Origin of the sequence: Xenorhabdus budapestensis (assembly GCF_017743015.1) — a bacterium.
GTDB classification, from domain to species: domain Bacteria; phylum Pseudomonadota; class Gammaproteobacteria; order Enterobacterales; family Enterobacteriaceae; genus Xenorhabdus; species Xenorhabdus budapestensis.
Genome location: NZ_CP072455.1, coordinates 1,494,646 through 1,513,037 on the forward strand (window position 1 = coordinate 1,494,646; position 18,392 = coordinate 1,513,037).

Consider the following 18,392-nt stretch of genomic DNA (forward strand, 5'->3'; position numbering starts at 1 on the left):
AGTTATGTGTAGTAAGTCGTTGTTATCGACATGCCATAAATATGCTGTTCATGAACTGTTTGAGCAGCAAGTAACGCAGACACCGGATGCTATAGCTATTCGGTTTGGGGAATTGACGTTAACTTACGGAGAATTAAACCGGCGGGCGAACAGATTGGCTCATTATCTCCGCTGCCATTATTTATCCGGTCGCAATGCAGACGGTAAATCGGATCAGGCTTCTGGAGATGAAATTTCTGCGGTCGGTATCTATTTAGATCGTGGCATAGAGATGATTGTTGCTGTCTTGGGTGTGTTAAAAGCCGGAGCTGCTTATGTGCCGGTTGATCTCAATTATCCCGCTGAGCGCCAATCTTATATTCTGCATGATTCCGGTGTTGCCGTCGTCATTACTCATGGTGAGCTCATCCATTTACTGCCCGATACCGTTAAATGTATCAATCTGGATCAACATGATTTTTGCCGTGGTGATGAAAGTGCAAATCATACCGATGAAAATTTAACGGCAACCTGCACTCCTGACAGCCTCGCTTACCTTATCTACACCTCTGGGTCGACAGGAAAACCCAAAGGTGTCTGTATGCCCCACAAGGCGCTGGTGAATTTATTAATGTGGCAGCTCAAAAATCAACGTGACATTTCCGATGATGCCATTTGCCACAATGATACCAGCCAGAAAACATTGCAGTTTTCTCCGTTAAGTTTTGATGTTTCTTTTCAGGAAATATTTTCCACTTTGTCCAGTGGAGGAGAATTAGTCCTGATCCCTAACCAATTACGGTTGGATCCGCTGGCATTGTTATCGTTTTTATCTGAGCAACGAATTGAGCGGATATTCCTGCCTTATGTGGCATTAAACAGTCTGGCATCCGCTGCGGTGGCTGAAGATCACTATCCTGAAAGTCTCAGGGATGTGCTGACGGCTGGTGAGCAACTTGTTATCACCAGCGCCATCCGGCAGTTTTTCAAAACTTTGTCCCATTGCCGTTTGCATAACCATTATGGCCCCTCGGAAACACATGTTGTAACCGCTTATACCTTAAAGGAAGACGCAGATAATTGGCCGGCCCTGCCTGCCATCGGACAACCCATCGACAATGTGAAAATCTATCTGTTAGATGATAAGAACCACATTATTGTTGATGGCTCGCCGGGTGAACTGTGTGTTGAAGGTATCCAACTGGCAGCCGGGTATCACAAACGTCCGAAGGAAACGGCTGCTAAGTTTGTTGACATTATTTCTAATAAAACTGTTTTTGATAAAACGGTTGCTGCTGAAATCGCTGTGGATAGTAAAACGGCCAAACGTATGTACCGGACAGGCGATCTGGCGCAATGGCGGTCAGATGGTCTGCTGGAAATACTGGGGCGAATAGATTTTCAGGTCAAAATACGCGGGCATCGGGTCGAATTAGGGGAAATCGAAGCGTTACTGATGACACACCCCGCAGTACGAGATGCTGTTGTTGTTGCTCAGGGGAAAAGTACGGAAGAAAAGCGCTTGATCGCTTTTGTCATTGCTTCTGAACGGGCTTTACAGCGCCAGACACAAGATAGTGTGAAAGAACGTATTCAGGAGTTTATCAAAGACAAATTACCGGATTACATGTGTCCTGCGGCCATTGTCATTGTTGAATGCTTTCCGTTATCTGCCAGCGGCAAAATTGACCGCAAAGCATTTCCTGTTATTACTGCCGATGAACTGGCCCGACAGGAAATCGAACCGCCAAAAAATGCGGTGGAAAAAACAGTGGCTGAGGTGTGGCGTGAGTTGCTTGGTATAAAAAAGATCGGGCGACATTCCCATTTCTTGCAGTCAGGCGGGCACTCTTTGTTGACGATGAAAATGATGCTGGAGTTGCGTCGCCGTGGGTTTATGGTCGATGTCCATACCTTATATCAGTATCCGGTCTTGTCAGAATTGTCCGTGCAATTGCAGGAGGGATCACGACAGCGGAATATATCTGAAAAGGAAAGTGCCGGGACAGAAACGCCTGTTCCGTGGACAGCGCTGAGTCAGGCAGAAATTGAGTTGTTATCTGCCGCCATTCCCGGTGGTATTGCCAATATTAAAGATATTTATCCTCTTGGCCCTTTGCAGCAGGGGATGCTCTATTATTCTCTGACAAATACGGTGGGTGATCCTTATATCCTTTGGCAAATTACCCGTTTCCGTAATGCAGATTTATTGCAAGCCTACCTTGATGCCTTACGTTGCACTATCGCCCGCCACGATGCGTTTCGCGTCAGTATCCATTATGACGGTCTTTCTCAGCCTGTGCAGGTGGTTTGGCGGGAAGCGGAATTGATGGTGGAAGAGGTGGGGGAAAAGCTGAAACGGGCAATAGATTGCGAAGATCTACAGATTGCGCTGCAACAGTACTGTAACCCCACCATGCAGCATTTTGATATGACCAAAGCGCCCTTGCAGCGTTGCCTGTATTTTCATGACGCTAAGCAGGACGAATGGGTATTGCTGCATTTGTTTCATCATATGACGGTGGATCATACGACAGTCGAAAAGATGCAGCAGGAAATAGAAACCCAACTGCTTTCCTCTCCGCTGGCTGCACCTCAGTTAATTTCCCCACCGCTTAATGAGATATCCCCGTTATCATTCAGGCAGACAATGATTGATCTTTTCAATGCAACTCATGCTGAGGGGCAAAAAGCCTTTTTCGATAATTTATTGCAGGATTATGAACCTGCTCCAGCCCCGTTTGGCATCAACAAATACTTAGGGGGCGAGGCGATTATTACGGAAGCATGGCAACCACTGTCAGCGGAGTTGGGAGAACAAATACGTCAACAAGCCAAAACTCATGGTGTCAGTGTTGCAGCGATCTTTCATCTGGCATGGGCTAAGGTAATCGCTTGCCTGACCGGACAAGATGATGTTGTGTTCGGCACAGTTCTGTTGGGACGACTGTTTGCTGGCGAGGCTTCTGTCAACGCGATGGGACAGTTTATCAACACACTGCCGATCCGTATTCGTTTGAATAACTTGCCTGTTCTTGAATGCCTTTGGGGAACGCAGGATACCTTGATGCAATTGGTCAGGTATGAACAGGCTTCGTTGGCACAGGCACAAAAATCGGTACAAACTGTGGGAACAACGCCTCTGTTCACTTCATTGCTGAATTATCGTCATAGTGAGGTTCGTAATATTCCTTCGGCAGAGCCATTTCAGGCGCTTAATCCATCCTCCGTAGAAGGTATCCGCTATTCCGGCATTATGGAGCGGACGAATTATCCTATTTCAGTCAATGTTGATGATTTTGAGCTGGATTTTGTTATCAATGCACAGGTTGAACAGGGGATTGATCCTGCATTGATCTGCGCTTATTTGCATACAGCACTGTGGGAAATCACTTCAACGCTGGCAAATACGCCTGAGCGGAAAATCGGTCGCATTAGTGCCCTGCCAGCGCAGGAAAAAGATAAATTGATTCGTGAATGGAACCAAACGGAAGCTGATTTTCCGCGTCATGTTTGCCTCCATACCCTGATTGAAGCGCAGGTTCAGCGAACGCCAGATGCCATTGCTGTGGAATTTGTCGATCAGGCACTGAGTTATGCACAACTAAACCAAAGAGCCAACCAACTGGCTCACTATCTTCGAACTGAGCTTAAGGTTGGCCCGGATATGCTGGTCGGCGTCTGCATGGAACGCAGCATTGAAATGGTAGTTGCATTGCTGGCGATACTGAAAGCAGGGGGAGCTTATGTCCCTCTCGATCCCGGCTATCCAAGAGAAAGGCTTGATTACATGTTGCACGATGCCGCTCCCTGTGCACTGTTATCACAGAGAGAAATTTCGCCAGAAATAAGTGCCTTATTGGTTGACTATGCTGCAAATACAGAAGTCTGTGTGATCGACCTAAACGAAGATGTGTTTAAGTGGTCTGCCCAAAGCCGTGATGATTTACCTACAGCAAGTATTGGCCTGACATCATCTCATCTGGCCTATGTGATCTATACGTCAGGATCGACCGGAAAGCCGAAAGGCGTAATGAATGAACACCGTGGCGTTGTCAATCGCTTAGTGTGGATGCAGAAAACGTATCAGTTGAGTGCAGATGATGCCGTTCTGCAAAAAACACCTTTCAGCTTTGATGTTTCTGTCTGGGAGTTTTTCTGGCCGTTAATGTATGGTGCTCGTTTGGTTGTGGCGAAACCAGAAGGCCATAAAGATCCCCTCTATTTAAGCGCTTTGATTTGTCAGCGGAAGATAACAACGCTCCACTTTGTACCGTCAATGTTGTCTATTTTTTTGGAACATGCCGCCCCAGAAATCGGAGCTTGTGTCAGACGGGTATTTTGCAGTGGTGAAGCCTTGCCGGCCCGCAGTTTATTGCGGTTTCACGAACGGTTTGCCGATGTTGAATTACATAACTTGTATGGGCCGACCGAAGCTGCAATCGATGTGACGGCATGGCATTGCCGTTTGGGAAAAATAAAAGACTTAACTGAGAAAAGCGTTATTCCCATTGGTAAGCCAATTGACAATATTCAACTCTATATTTTGGATGATTATGGTCAACCAACATCGGTTGGTGTGGCAGGGGAACTGTATATTGCAGGTATCGGAGTAGCACGTGGATACCTGAATCAGCCTGAACTAACAGCGGAAAAATTCATCAGAGATCCTTTCAGCCTTGAGCCAGACTGTATTATGTATCGTACTGGTGATTTAGCCCGTTATCTACCTGATGGTGATATTGAATATTTGGGGCGCAATGATTTTCAGGTCAAATTACGTGGCTTACGCATTGAACCAGAAGAGATCGAAGCTGCGCTGTTATCACACCATAGCGTGAAAGAGTGTGTTGTGATAGTGCGGGAGGATATCCCCGGAGATGCTCGTCTGGTCGCGTATGTTACCGGCTCTTGTTCTGATTTAACCGATACTTCCTCAACCGTGCTGAATCAGGCTTTGAAACGGCATCTACAGACCTGTTTGCCCGCATTTATGATCCCGTCTCATATTATTTGGTTAGATGCATTTCCGCTAACCACAAACGGTAAGCTCGATCGTAAAGTATTACCTGCTCCTTCCGATCTACCCATAATGCAGACAGCGGAAGTCGAACCGCCTTGTACGGAAACAGAAATGAGATTGGCTCAGTTATGGGCTGAGTTACTAAACGTGAATTCGCCTGGCCGCCAGTCTCACTTTTTCGAAGCTGGCGGGCATTCATTGCTGGCTGTCACTCTCATGATACGGATACAACAAGAATTTGGTGTTTCGTTGCTGTTAAGTTCGATAGTCAGTCATCTGGATCTTGCTTCACAAGCCGAACTGATTGACGCGAAGCTGAGTGAGACTGAAATTGCGGGAAGAAATCAGGGTGAGATGACACATTTATTTTCATCCGCTTTATCTTCACCTGCTTTATCTACAGGGTCATTAACTGAATCGTCTGCTGTAGAGTGGGTTCGGGCATTGCCGACACAGAAAGCCATTTATAAAGCGCTAAAACTCAATCCTCAGGATTTGAACAACAATAGCTTCATTGCTCTGTCATTTGAAACTGAACCTGATCTCAAGCTATTGCGTAGTTTGTTGCAATCGGTGTTTTCCCGCCATATGGGATTGAGTGCGCGATTCATGCTGGTTGATGGCGAGCTTTATTTACAGTCGGCCAAACGTTTTGTATTCCGGTTGGAAAAGCGTCAAAGCCTCGGCTCGCTGGAAGAAGATCTGCGTGATTTTGTCCGTCCGTTTTCACTGGAGGATGGGATGAATGTTCGGGGTCGATGGCTGATGACCGAGTCAAACCCGATCTTATTATTGGATTTTTCCCATGCCTGTATTGATGGTTCAGGTTTGATGCAAATACTTAATGAATTGGCTGCCGGAAGTCATACGGTTTATTCAGGTGTCAGTTTGGCGGCTTATTCCGCATTGTTCTACAGCGGCGAATTTGCGGCTCTGCGACAACAACATGCCGATTTTTGGCAAACGAAGTTACAGGGTTGGCAGCCCTCTGCTTATGTTGCTGATGGGAAAACTGTAACTGGTTCTTGTCTGATAAGGGTCGATGCTAAACAAAAAGCGCAGATTGAAAGGCTCACTTCGGGTTTGAAGATCAGTATGCCCGAATTCTTTATGACACTATTTTTACGCTTTAAATCCTATCTGGAATATTCCGGCAATTCACAGACGGAACAGCTTATCTCCACCATATTTCACGGTCGTGATCGGTTGGAGCAACAGACAGTTATTGCGCCTTTGATGACGATTCTGCCTGTGCGGGTGAAATTGCAAAGTGAAGGCAACAGTCTCGAAGATTTTGCAATGGTAAGCAGGGTAGTTCGGGAAGCCTGTCAGCATTATTTGTTTGCTACTGAACTGTTTGATACCGAACTGTTTGATGCTGAAGAATTATCGATGTTGTATCCAACTCTATCCAGACAAGCATTGCTACCCACAACGTTTTTCGGCTACTTCCAGAAAGAGGGGTTTGATGGTCGTATCTGTGGCATTCCCTGCCGTCAGTTGGAAACATCCAATGTTTTAGATGGGCAATCACATTGGAACCTGACATGCGAAATTGCGGAACACACAGCAGGTTTTGCTGTGCATCTGGAAGCGCTCTCATTCGGGACAGCGAATCGTCTGGAATCAAATCATGTGGAAACTTGGGAAGCGTTGTTTAACTCGATTTTGCAAAATGCGTTAAATGCAGGTGAAACGAAAAATGCCGGATGAAAAAAATAAAGCAGGAAGTTATGAGATGTTCATCAATGACCCTATTGCGCTAAACGCAAGAAAACAAGCAATAAAAGAGTATGTTAACCAACAGTTGAAGACAGAATATCAAGATTGTCCTTTTTTTGTGCTGGCGCAAGCTGTAGCGGAGACGGATACGGAATTTGTCATCACTTCTTTGGCTTTGCCGGAAAAACTGAATGATAGAATTTTCACTATGGCTTCCGCTTCTCCACTGCATCGCTTATCACTATTTTCCGCCAGTATTAATTATCTTGCATTTCTGCATTGTCATGAATCCGAAGGCAGCTTGACGTGGGTACTTGGGGGCAGTGATTTAACGGGTAATTCCTCATCAATGGAAGAAGCTGGATATTTTATTCCGGCTAAATGGTATCTGACAGAAAAGGAAATAGAGCAACCGGTAAAACGTCTGTTTGGTGAAGAGCTTATCCGCTGGAAGCAGGTTGCTGCATTAGTGTCGGCCGTACCGCCACAAATGGTGTCGTCTGTTATGCCATCGTTGCCGGAAATTTTGGTGGGCTATTCGGAAACCTTACCGCCTTTTATGTATCTGGCTTCTGAGGGGCAGAATACAACGCACTGTTCATTAAATAATTGGCCATTGAATATCTGGCTGCAAGCACAGCCGGAAGAAAGCGTGTTACATATGCGGTTTGATCCACGAAGAGTGGCACCAGAACTGATTACGTTGTTGATGAAACGAGTGATTTGCTTGTTGAGCAATATGGTATTTGAGCCGGTTGCACCGCTGGCATCAATGTCCTGGATACCGGAACAAGAGCAAGCGAGAATACGCGCTTTGTCTGCGCCAGCGCTACAAGAACAAACATTGCAATATCAAAATGTGGCGCAGGCGATTACGGTGTCGATCCGTGACAGGGCGGACACAATATTTTTGGCGGTGGCGGATAAAACCGTTAACTTTTCCCAATTGGCACAGTACACAGAGAACTTACTGATGTTACCGCAGTTCCCACAATGGGAAGCTCTGGGGGATTGTGTACTGATCGTAGGAACGAAAGGCATAGAAACGACACTTGCAGCAATGGCTTGTATGCGTATTGGTAAGCCATTCTGCCTGCAATCAAGTAGTGCACCGGAAAAGCAGTTATTGGATGTGATCGAACTGCATCAGACTAAGATTGTGTTATTGCAGAAGATGCCGCCGGAAAATGATCAGATGGAAGCATTTTTCCGTCGTCATGGCTGTCAGGTGGTGATTTTAGCGGATTTTCATCCCGCTTCTTTATCATCATCGTCACCGTCACCGCGGTTGCTGGCCGAATTGTTATCCAGAGGAGAAAGCGTTAATCCTGAAGATAATTTGTTTGTGGTCATGACCTCTGGCAGTGAAGGAAAACCGAAAGGTAGTATTAATACTCACAAAGCACTACTTAACCTCAGCGCAGAAACGCATATTCTGAATAGGTCGGCGGGTTCCCGATTTGCCTCCCTGTCCAACCACGTGTTCGATTATTTCGTTCTGGAATGTGTGCAGGTTGTGACACAGGATATTATATTAATCATGGCGCCGGAAGAGGCACGCATAGATGCGAAAAAATGTGTCGAATTTTTGCAGAAAAAGCAGATTGACCTGCTGTTTACCACAACCGTATTTGCCGAAAACATTATGGAGCAAGGGGATATTCCCACATTGCGACAACTTTATTTCGGTGGAGAAAGTCTGAGGACGTTCCAAAAAAATAATTACCAGTTATTTAATCTCTATGGCCCCAGTGAAACAGGCGTTGTTACCACTTACTTACCTATTGAGCGCAATGATCAAAAAATGACTATCGGTAAGCCACTTGGGGGATATCAATGTGTCGTGGTATATCCCGATACTCTGGAGCCTTGCCCCATTGGGGTTGCGGGAGAATTATTGATAGGTGGTATCGGTGTAGGGGCGGGGTATTTGAATCGTCCTGATCTTACTGCAAAGGCATTTATCAACCTGAATACAGAATGGTTGTCCGGCAAATATTATCGTAGTGGAGATTTATGTTGTTGGGACACGCAGGGAGAACTTGAAATCCTGGGGAGACGTGATCGTCAGCTAAAAGTCAATGGATTCCGCATCGAACTGGATGCGATTGAAAAGCAGGTACTGGATTTACCGATGGTATCCGAGGCCGCGGTAATTGGCCTGGAAGATAAACGCGGGCATGTTCGCTTAGGTCTTTTTATCGTTGTGGCAGATGGAAGCCGGATCACAGAACAAAATATCAGGGAAGCATTATTAAGCAGGATGCCAGCTTATATGGTGCCAAGTCAGATTACTTTCGTATCTGAATTACCACTGACAGGCACAGGCAAACTGGATCGGCAGGTATTGAAACAGCTAATGGGAAAAACGACTGCTGAGCAGCATGTCCGACCCAGTGGAGAGACGCAAGAATGGCTGGCTGCCTGTTGGGGGCGGTATTTAGAGTTGGAAGCTGATACGTTGTCAGTGGACAAAAGTTTCTTCGCATTAGGTGGGCATTCATTGCGAGCGGTGAAAGTGCTGGCAGAAATTCAGCAAAAATTTGACCAGATTGTCTCTTTGCAGGCGTTTTTCCAAAACGACACCATTGCAATGTTGGCCAAACTGATTGATTCGCGGGATACCCCTGATAAAAAAGTGACAACAGACGATTTTCTGAGTCTGTTGGAAACCGCTCCACCGCTTTCGCCTGATGGACGCGGGCCACTATCGGCGCAGGAAGCGCGGCTTTATGCTCAGTATCGTCTGTATCCTGATTTGCTCGTTTATGTTGTGCCGCTGAAAATCCCGCTATCACCTCAAATTTCTGCTGATGCAGTGAAAACAGCATTACAGGTTTTTCTGGATCGCCACGATATCTTGCGTACTCGCTACCGAATCGATAGTGAAGGTATTCCCTATGCAGAGACATTACCGTCGCTGTCAGTTGACCAGATCCTGGTGGATAACCAAAACCAATGGTTACAAATACAGATGCAACCTTTCGATTTGGAGAAAGGGCCTCTGTTGAGAGGTTATATACAGGATGTGGATACAGAACACGCCTGTTTGCAGCTACAAGTCCACCATATCTTAATGGACAAGCCTTCGCTGGAAATTCTCCAGCATGAATTTGAGCAGTTATTGGTTAATGCCTCTTTGGCTCCAGTTACGCTGGATTACCGGCGTTATGCTATGGCGCAGATGAATGCCCGCCAATATCCTGTCTGGGCTCAGGCCGAAACGTTCTGGAAAAATTACATGGAGGGGTTGGAGTTTGATCCGTTCGGACATGGCGCTATAGAGGTGGGGGGAAAGATGCGGTACACCTCCTGGGCATTGTCGGTTGAGCATCAACAGAAAATAAAACGATTGAGTCAGTCATTGAACATAACACCAGCTATGTTCTTTCTGGCGGTATGGGGGCTTACTGTAGCACGGGAAGGGCGCAGCAATCTGTTTGCTATTTCCGTCGCCAATGCGTTGCGCCCGAAATATGTGCTGAATACGGTAGGTATGTTTGTCTCTTTGTCTCCCTGTGCGTTTCGTTTTGATCAGTCCGTTGATAACTTTGAGCAATTTATCAAAAAGCTGGCGGATGAACAGTGGCAAACTGCCGATTACCTGTTTTTCCCTGTTGAAGAAGCCTTCGCATTGCTTAGTTGTGATCCGAGAATGTTCGGCAGCAATCCATTGCAGAATGTTTCTTATGCCTACATTGATTTAGTGGATGATTCCGAAAAAATAATCAATGAAACACCGGACGAGGATAATTTATCGAAGCAGGCCGATGAGGCGATTAATCTTTCTGTCGTCTATACTGCGCAAGGTTATCGGTTGGTTCTGGAATCTCACTCTGATGTCTTCACTGATGCACAAATAGCGGCGCTTGTAACCAGTTATCAGGCAATTTTTCAAAAAATTCTGCATCATAATCCTGCCACCTTGCAGATTAATGAATTGATCGTGTCCGATAAAGAGACGCAGAAAGCGTTCCGGCCGATACAACGGCGTACATCATATACTTCCATTGATAATATGCTGCTGACTGCATTCCAGACATTGGGAGATCGCCCTGCTGTTATTGAAGATGCCAGTATTGTTACTTGGCAGACGTTTGCGACATTAACAGCCACTTATGTACAACAGTTAAACTATAGTGCGATCCGGCGGGCACTTATTATTGGGCGTACGGGAAGCCAGATGCAGGCATTTCTGGCGGCTTGTTTTCTGACACGCACAACTTATCTGGCATTAGAGGTCGGGACACCGGAAGAGCGCATCAATGAAGTTATTTGCCATGCGGCACCCGATCTGATTGTGAATTCAGCGATTGTCAATTCAGGTATAGATGCTGACCTCAGTACCGTGACGGTGGATTGGCGTAATTTTCATAGTGTTAAATCCCGCGGTGATAACCCGGTTGCATGGATACTGTACAGTTCTGGCACAACCAGCCGACCAAAAGGCATCTGTGTCTCTGTGAACACCGTCGCACAGTATGTGGATTCTCTTATCAATACATTGGGATTGAATACATCTAGTTTGCATAGATCGGGTTTGCAGCCAGCATTGCCAACAGAGCAACAAGGATTACGCGTAATCCAACAGCTTTCGCCCAGTTTTGACGGTTATCTGAAAGAAGTTTTATTGTCTTGGGCACTACAAGGAACAAGTGTTGTGATGGACCGTTACAGCTTGCTGGATGAACATAAAGCAAAAGCACTTTTAACCCGTTATCGCCCTGATATTATTTCTGCAACTCCAGCGCTTTTCGCCGCTTGGAACCGTATGCCGGATTTGGCGCCTTTACCCAAGATTTGCATCAGCGGTGGCGATTTCTTGTTCACCTCAGATATCAATAATTTGCTCGAACGCACGCAGATTTGGAATGGTTATGGCCCAACAGAAACCTGTATTTCCGTTTCGATGGTAAATTGTGCCTGCTTGGCAGCAGGCGCAACACTCTCTATCGGCAAACCCTTTGACCATGTTGCTTTTGCTGTGGTTGATCAAAATGGTGCCCGGCTCCGGGCTGGTCAGTGGGGCGAATTGCTGATCTATGGAGATTTTGAACATCATAGCTATTTGAATGATCCTCTCCAGACTGACCGCAAATTTGGGCGGGATGAACAGGGGGGGTTCTTTCGTACCGGTGATTTGGCGATGGTGGATAAAAATGGTTTGTTTTATCTCAAAGGACGCATGGATGACAGTTGTAAGGTACGCGGCAATTTTATTGGTCTGGGTGAACTGGAAAATCGGGCAAGGCAGTATCCAGGGGTACTGGCGGCGGGGGCAGCCGTAGCGTTCTCTGGAACTCCGGAAGCCTGTTTGATACTGGCGGTTGAAGGAAAAGAAAATATTCAGTCTGGATTACAACAGTATCTGGCACGTCATTACCCGCGTTCCCATCTGCCTTCGGTAATATTTATGGTAAAGAGCCTGCCACGCACAGGAATAGGCAAGATGGACAGGCAACGGATTGTGCAGTTGTTTCAGGAGTGGTTTGAACATCAGCAGCAGACACAGCAAGACCTGATAACGGAAGAGACGCTGCAAAAATTAATGGGTTGCTGGAGGAATTGCCTGAGTTATAAAGGAACACTGACACTGAATTCCGATTTCTTCCTGATATCTGGCTCATCGTTGAGCGCCGTGCGTTTGGCCAGTCAGTTAGAAAATTTGTTTGGTGTGACATTCAGCCCTGTTGATGTATTCCGTAATGCAACGGTTGGTGAACAGTGGTCTTTGATTAAAGCAAGGCAGGCGTTCAATGGAAATGTTGATGCCATATTCAGTGAAAAATATCTGAATATAGATGAACCTGCTCTTCCCAAATTGCTCTTGTTACCACCGGCAATGGGGGGATTGGTAGAGTTACAGACGTTGGCAAATAATCTGGCAGGTCGGGTGACTGTCTCTGTTTTGACGACGCAGCCGAATATGGTTGAAAACCTGTCAGAGCCGGCGTTTAAAACAGCGCTATTTAATGCTTTGCAATTACTAATTGAAACACAGGCAAACTCTCCATCACGGCCATTGTGGTTAGGAGGATATTCCCTCGGCGCTGAAATGTTGGCTGCATTGTTACAATATGCAACGTTACAACATGCAACGTCGTCACAAAATAATTGGTTGAAAAACACATTATTACAAAGCATAGACAAACTGTTTTTTTTCGACCCGAATCTTAAAACGGACGCATTTGATGGTCGTGCATTGTATGCAGGGTTTGTTGATTTCTTCTGTGAAATTAATCAGTCGGCCGGAGAACGTATTGAGATTAATGCGAATACTGATGTCGAAACATTACGGCAAACCTTCCCTGCGCTCTATCAAGAGTGGCGTCATTATTTATTGCAGCACCAATTACTGGAAAGCAGGACATTCCATGAGCGAATACTGACGCTGTCATTAACGTCTATTCCCATTGAGATGTTCTTTTCTGACGATGCGGACAGCACAGATACTGATGAGCTTATGCAACAACTGCAAGGGCAGGCTTCTATCCATCGTCGAAGCGGTAATCATGTTGAATTCATTCAACGATTATCTCCTGATGACTTTATAGACTCGGAACAAGGTAAGGGATCATGAGTGTAAGTATAAGAGAAGATTTGGATATCGCGGTTGTTGGTTTATCAGGTCAGTTTCCGGGAGCAGAAAACTGTACTGAATTTTGGCGCAATCTATTGATGGGGATGGATGGCATCTCCCGCTTTACTGAAGGAGAATTGCTTCAGGCCGGGCACGATAGCAAAAAAATAGGCAATAAAGATTTTGTTCCGGTTAATGGCGTGCTGGAAGGTGCTAACTATTTTGATGCTGAGTTTTTTGGATATAGTCAGGCAGAGGCTGCACTGTTAGATCCGCAAACCCGTTTGATGATGCAATGTGTCTGGCATGCTCTGGAAAATGCCGGTATTGACCCGGACAAACGGGGACGCAATATCGGGTTGTTTCTGGGGGCACGCAGCACAGTACAGTGGACAATGCAGGTGATGTTATCTGAGCAGGTTGAAAATGTTGGTGGTTTTCTTGCCTCTCAGTTAGCCAACAAAGACGCCATGAGTACACTGATTTCCTGGAAACTGGGATTGGAAGGCCCCAGTTTTACCCTCCAGACAGCTTGTTCAACCAGTTTGGTGAGTGTGCATCAGGCTGTACAGAGTTTGTTAAGTGGTGAGTGTGATTTCGCGGTGGCAGGCGGAGTTAGCCTGTTGTTACCGCAACAAAATGGGTATATCTATCAGGACGGGATGTTGTTTTCAAAAGATGGAAAGACCAGAGCCTTTGATGCAGAAGCAACCGGCAGCGTATTTGGCAGTGGTTTGGGAGCTGTCGTATTGCGGCGAGCCGCGGATGCTATTGCAGATAACGATCCTATCTGGGCGATCCTGAGAGGTTCAGCTATTAATAATGATGGTGCCCGTAAAGTCGGCTATACAGCGCCTAGTGTTAAGGGGCAAGCAGATGTGATCCGTACTGCTTTGCAGCTGGCAGAAGTAGATGCAGCGGATTTGGATTTTATTGAGTGTCACGGAACGGCAACTTCGTTAGGTGACAGCATTGAATTTATGGCGTTATGTGAAGTATTCAATGAAGACCGCCCTTCTGGTAAGGCAACCATTCCACCGACCAGACTAAATAAATGTGCTCTCGGTTCGGTCAAAACCAATATTGGGCATTTGGATTCCGCTGCCGGTATAGCAGGTTTTATCAAGATGGTGATGGCCATCAGATATGGTGTGATCCCACCTATGCTGCATTTCCAATCTCCTAATCCACAATTGGGATTTGAGCAAGCACCGTTTTATATCAATACCCGTGCTGAACCGTGGTCATCTGAACAAGGGAAATTACGCACCGGTGGTGTGAGTAGTTTTGGTATTGGTGGAACCAATGCGCATATCGTGTTGCAGCAATATATTTCTCCCTCTGATAATTCCATGCCTGAAAAGGCGAATAATGGCGATATGCGATCCCAGGTCTATTATTTTCCCTTCTCTGCGAAAAATAAGGCATCGCTGGCACTGCAATTGGAGTCAGTATCTCACTGGTTGGTAACGCAATCTTATCTGGATCTCCCTGCGTTATCCCACACTTTAAACAAACGGCATCATTTTTCGTGCCGGATCATGTTTGCCGCCGATTCGAAATTTGCCTTAATGCAGCAAATTAAAATGTATTTGGAACTGGAAGAAGATGATGAGTCAATCCTGATCCCTCAATTTTTGGAAAAGAGCACCGTACCATCAGAAAAGCATACAGAAGTGTTGGCTGCTATCACTAGTTGGGTGTCTGGTCAGGAAAAAGAACCGGCAAAATGGCTTTTCCCTTCTTTTGATGGACAACCGCTTCTTGATGTTCCCGGATATGCCTTTATGCGTGAAGATCATGGCGCAGGACATATTACAGACAAAAGTTGGGAGCAGATTGCCGGTGTGATTGCTGCGACGGGCGGGAATAGTTTGTCCAGAAATATGCCGGGTTTGTTACTGCCATTCTGGAAAGCGATTCGTTTACCAAAAGCAATTCGTTTACCGAAAACAGCAGTACAAGAAAAAACAGTGCAGGAAGAAACACCTCATTCGGTAATACTGATTGATCAGGCATTGCCAGTAAATGCCTGGGTGGATAAAAGCCAGATTGAGGCGTTCAGCCTGAATATGTTGTCTCCTGAGCAAGTCAGAAATGCACTGACCGGACTCTCGCGTGATTTGCAAAAGAATCGGGCTTTGATGTTGTCATTGCTATTCCCTGCGGATGGATTTTCTTTTTCGCCGGCCTCTCTGCAAATACTGGCTGAATTGGGTAATGTTTTGGCGGAGAATGAGTTCTCTGCGTTTAACTCAGTACATATTTACTTGATTGTGCCGGCTGTGACAGCCAAAGGCGAATGTTCCGCGGAGTCTGTTTTAACAGAGTCAGTACTAAAAGCGCTGGCTTTAGTGTTGCCGCAAGAGATACCCGGTGTTGAATGCGCATTCTTAAGTGTGCAGGACCCAGATGCTGACTGGGTGCCTGCCACATTAAATCAATTACTACAATCACCAATTCATGGCCCCCTGAAACTAAATCGCGAAGGCCTGTTCGTTGAGGATTTTCGTTGCCCGGATGTGGAAGAAAATGAAGTGGTGGACGAATCCCACTTCATGGAGAAAACCTATGTGATCACGGGGGCTGGCGGAAAAATGGCCAGAGCGATGGCAAAAGTTATTGCCCAACGTTTTCAGGGACGACTGGCATTGATCAGTCGCCAGCCCGCCGATACGGCTGCAATGCAGGATTGGCAGATGGAATTAAAAAAAGCCGGTGCGACTGCGGTAGAGATTTTCCCGTATGCCCTGGAAAGTGAAGAAAATGCGCTGGCTCTGTTTGAATCTATTCGTCATCGCCTGGGGGATATTTACGCCGTCATTCATGCAGCAGGTGTAACTGATGGGGAGTCGTTCTCTCCGTTAGTTAAACTCAATGCTGAACATTACGGCACACAACTTAAACCCAAAGCTCAGGTTGTTACGGTACTTGGCAAAGTGTTCGAAAGTATTCCGGTTGAATACTGCTTTGTAACCTCTTCTATGTCGGTGTTTTTCGGTGGTATTGCTCATGCACCCTATGCGGCAGCAAATTTGTTTCTGGACGGCTGGGGGCAGAGACAAAACCGACAACCACAAAATCCCCGCTGGGTTGTTGTGAACTGGGAAACGGTACATTTTGATGAGCAGTCTCGTTCAGCAGAAGAACATACCTGGGGAAGTAATGAAGTTGCCTTTTCTGGCGCTGAATTCCCTGCTCTGTTTGAACGTAGTTTGCGTGAATATGATTGTGAAAATCAGAAAATTTTCTCGGCGGGACAGTTTATAGACAGGCTGTATACTTGGGGAGGAAGGCGAATTGCCAATAGTAATGGTAACGGTAAATCACAACCAGCCAGCAACATCAGATTAAAACCCAGACCAAAAACTTTGCAGTCTGCTTATCAGCCGCCGGCAAACGAGATGCAAAAGGAAATTGCCGTAATATGGAGTCAGATCCTCGGCATTGATGGCATTGGTATTGATGATAAATTTATGGCGTTGGGTGGTGATAGCTTAAAGACTATCGTGATGGCAGAAAAAGTGTATAAACAGATCGGAAAACGGATAGCCATTCAAGATTTTTTTGCTCAACCTACCATCCGTGAAATTGAACGGCAGTTTCTCAGTGAACAGCAACATTCTCCGACGACTCTGTCCCGCACTGATTCATACGAACCGATTGATTTATATAAACCGATCGTTGCCAGCGCAGATCAGGATTTACTGTATATACATCAAATCACATTTGCCAATGGTAGCTATAACATGCCAATGGCTTTTCGGTGTCCCGGTTCGATCAGTGCGTCTTCTATTGCGGAAGCGCTGGAACAAGTTGCTGACAGACATCCTGTTTTGAAGTGCCTGTTTCAGCGTCAGGGAGCCGATTTGATGATGTTACCTCAGCGTGATGCCAAAGTAGGATTATCGGTATCTGAGGCAGGGGAGGATCAAGCAGAGAATTCTGCCCGTCTGGCACAATTCGCTAATTTGCCTTTCGACCTGCATACCGATTTACCTATTCGGGCCATGATACTCACGGGGTCAGATGATTCACCATTCCATCAGGTGCTTATCGTTGTTCATCACATTGTCTGTGATGCTGTTTCTTTAGGGGTCCTTGCTGATGATTTTCAACGTTTGTTGCAAGGATTATCACTCCCGGCTCCGGAATATAGTTTTGCTGCTTATAGGCGCTACAGGCAAGAGTCTGAAAGCGAAGATAAAGTGAGGAAAGAGAAAGCCTATTGGCTTGCCAATCTGTTACCTCTGCCTGCTCCGTTGTCGTTACCTGTAGCTGAAGGCTATGACTGGCATACTGATACAGAAAGAGAGCAAGGTATCACGCTGGAGAAAGATCTCTCCTCACACACCAGCACGGAAATTAGACAGTTATGCGATGAGCTTGGTTTATCTCCCTTTGCATTCTTCCTTGGGGTATTTGGTGTTTTGATTGCAAAAATTGCCCGTGCCGACGCTTTCTTGCTTGGTGTTCCGGTCACCGGGCGTATACAACCAGAAGAGCTGAAGCTGGTCGGTTATCTTGTCAACATGCTGGCTTTAAAGATTGAGCCGGAGGCCGATCTGCCGATGGCGGATTACTTGCTGCAACTTAACGCTCAATGGGCTGAAAGTGTGCCTTACCAAACTTATCCGATGAGTGCATTACTGGAAGATCTCAGCACTGAACAGCAAATTCAAAATCGTCAGGGTAAACATCCACTGTTCGATGTGGTGTTCGGTTACCTGCCTTTGAGCCTGAGTGGAGTTGACAGAAATGATGATGTGAATGGAGAAAGCAAATTTTCTCGGCTTGAACTGACATTAGAAGCAGTCAAGTTCGATTTAGCAATGGATGTATCTGAAACTATAGAGTCTTTTAATTGTACGATACAGCTTCGCCAACAGATGTTCAGCGAAACCATTGCCAGAGCGATATTTGATTATTTCTTTGTGTTGATAGATGAAGTTATCACCAATCCTGAAGAGGAAATACAAGAACTGCTTAAAAGCCTCAATTATGGATATGCGCCGGAGTTGTTCGCACAGACGAACGATCAGGATATCGATTCAGAGTTTAATTTTTAGGGAGTGAAAAATGAATTTT

General features: G+C 46.0%; 3 protein-coding genes. All 3 read left to right on the top strand.

All coding sequences use genetic code 11. The features are described from left to right. The first annotated feature begins 4 nt into the window (after positions 1-4). The 3 genes from HGO23_RS07125 to HGO23_RS07135 are packed head-to-tail and all read left to right on the top strand — an operon-like array spanning position 5 to position 18,373. Positions 5-6,715, top strand: coding sequence for a non-ribosomal peptide synthetase (locus HGO23_RS07125; RefSeq protein WP_209028413.1), 6,711 nt, complete (start codon positions 5-7; stop codon positions 6,713-6,715). After that, entirely contained in the window at positions 6,705-13,304 is a 6,600-nt protein-coding gene (locus HGO23_RS07130; protein ID WP_244967915.1) for an AMP-binding protein, read from the top strand. Before HGO23_RS07125 ends, HGO23_RS07130 begins: the two co-directional genes overlap by 11 nt. Next, the gene (locus tag HGO23_RS07135) at positions 13,301-18,373 is read left to right on the top strand and encodes a beta-ketoacyl synthase N-terminal-like domain-containing protein (protein ID WP_209028414.1); all 5,073 of its coding nucleotides are present in this window, start codon (positions 13,301-13,303) and stop codon (positions 18,371-18,373) included. The genes HGO23_RS07130 and HGO23_RS07135 overlap by 4 nt, the downstream gene beginning before the upstream one ends. Positions 18,374-18,392: the final 19 nt, after the last annotated feature.

Bases quoted from the DNA above. Each gene is read 5' to 3' on its own strand.
- HGO23_RS07125 (WP_209028413.1), top strand. From the start codon at position 5: ATGTGTAGTAAGTCGTTGTTATCGACATGCCATAAATATGCTGTTCAT.
- HGO23_RS07130 (WP_244967915.1), top strand. From the start codon at position 6,705: ATGCCGGATGAAAAAAATAAAGCAGGAAGTTATGAGATGTTCATCAAT.
- HGO23_RS07135 (WP_209028414.1), top strand. From the start codon at position 13,301: ATGAGTGTAAGTATAAGAGAAGATTTGGATATCGCGGTTGTTGGTTTA.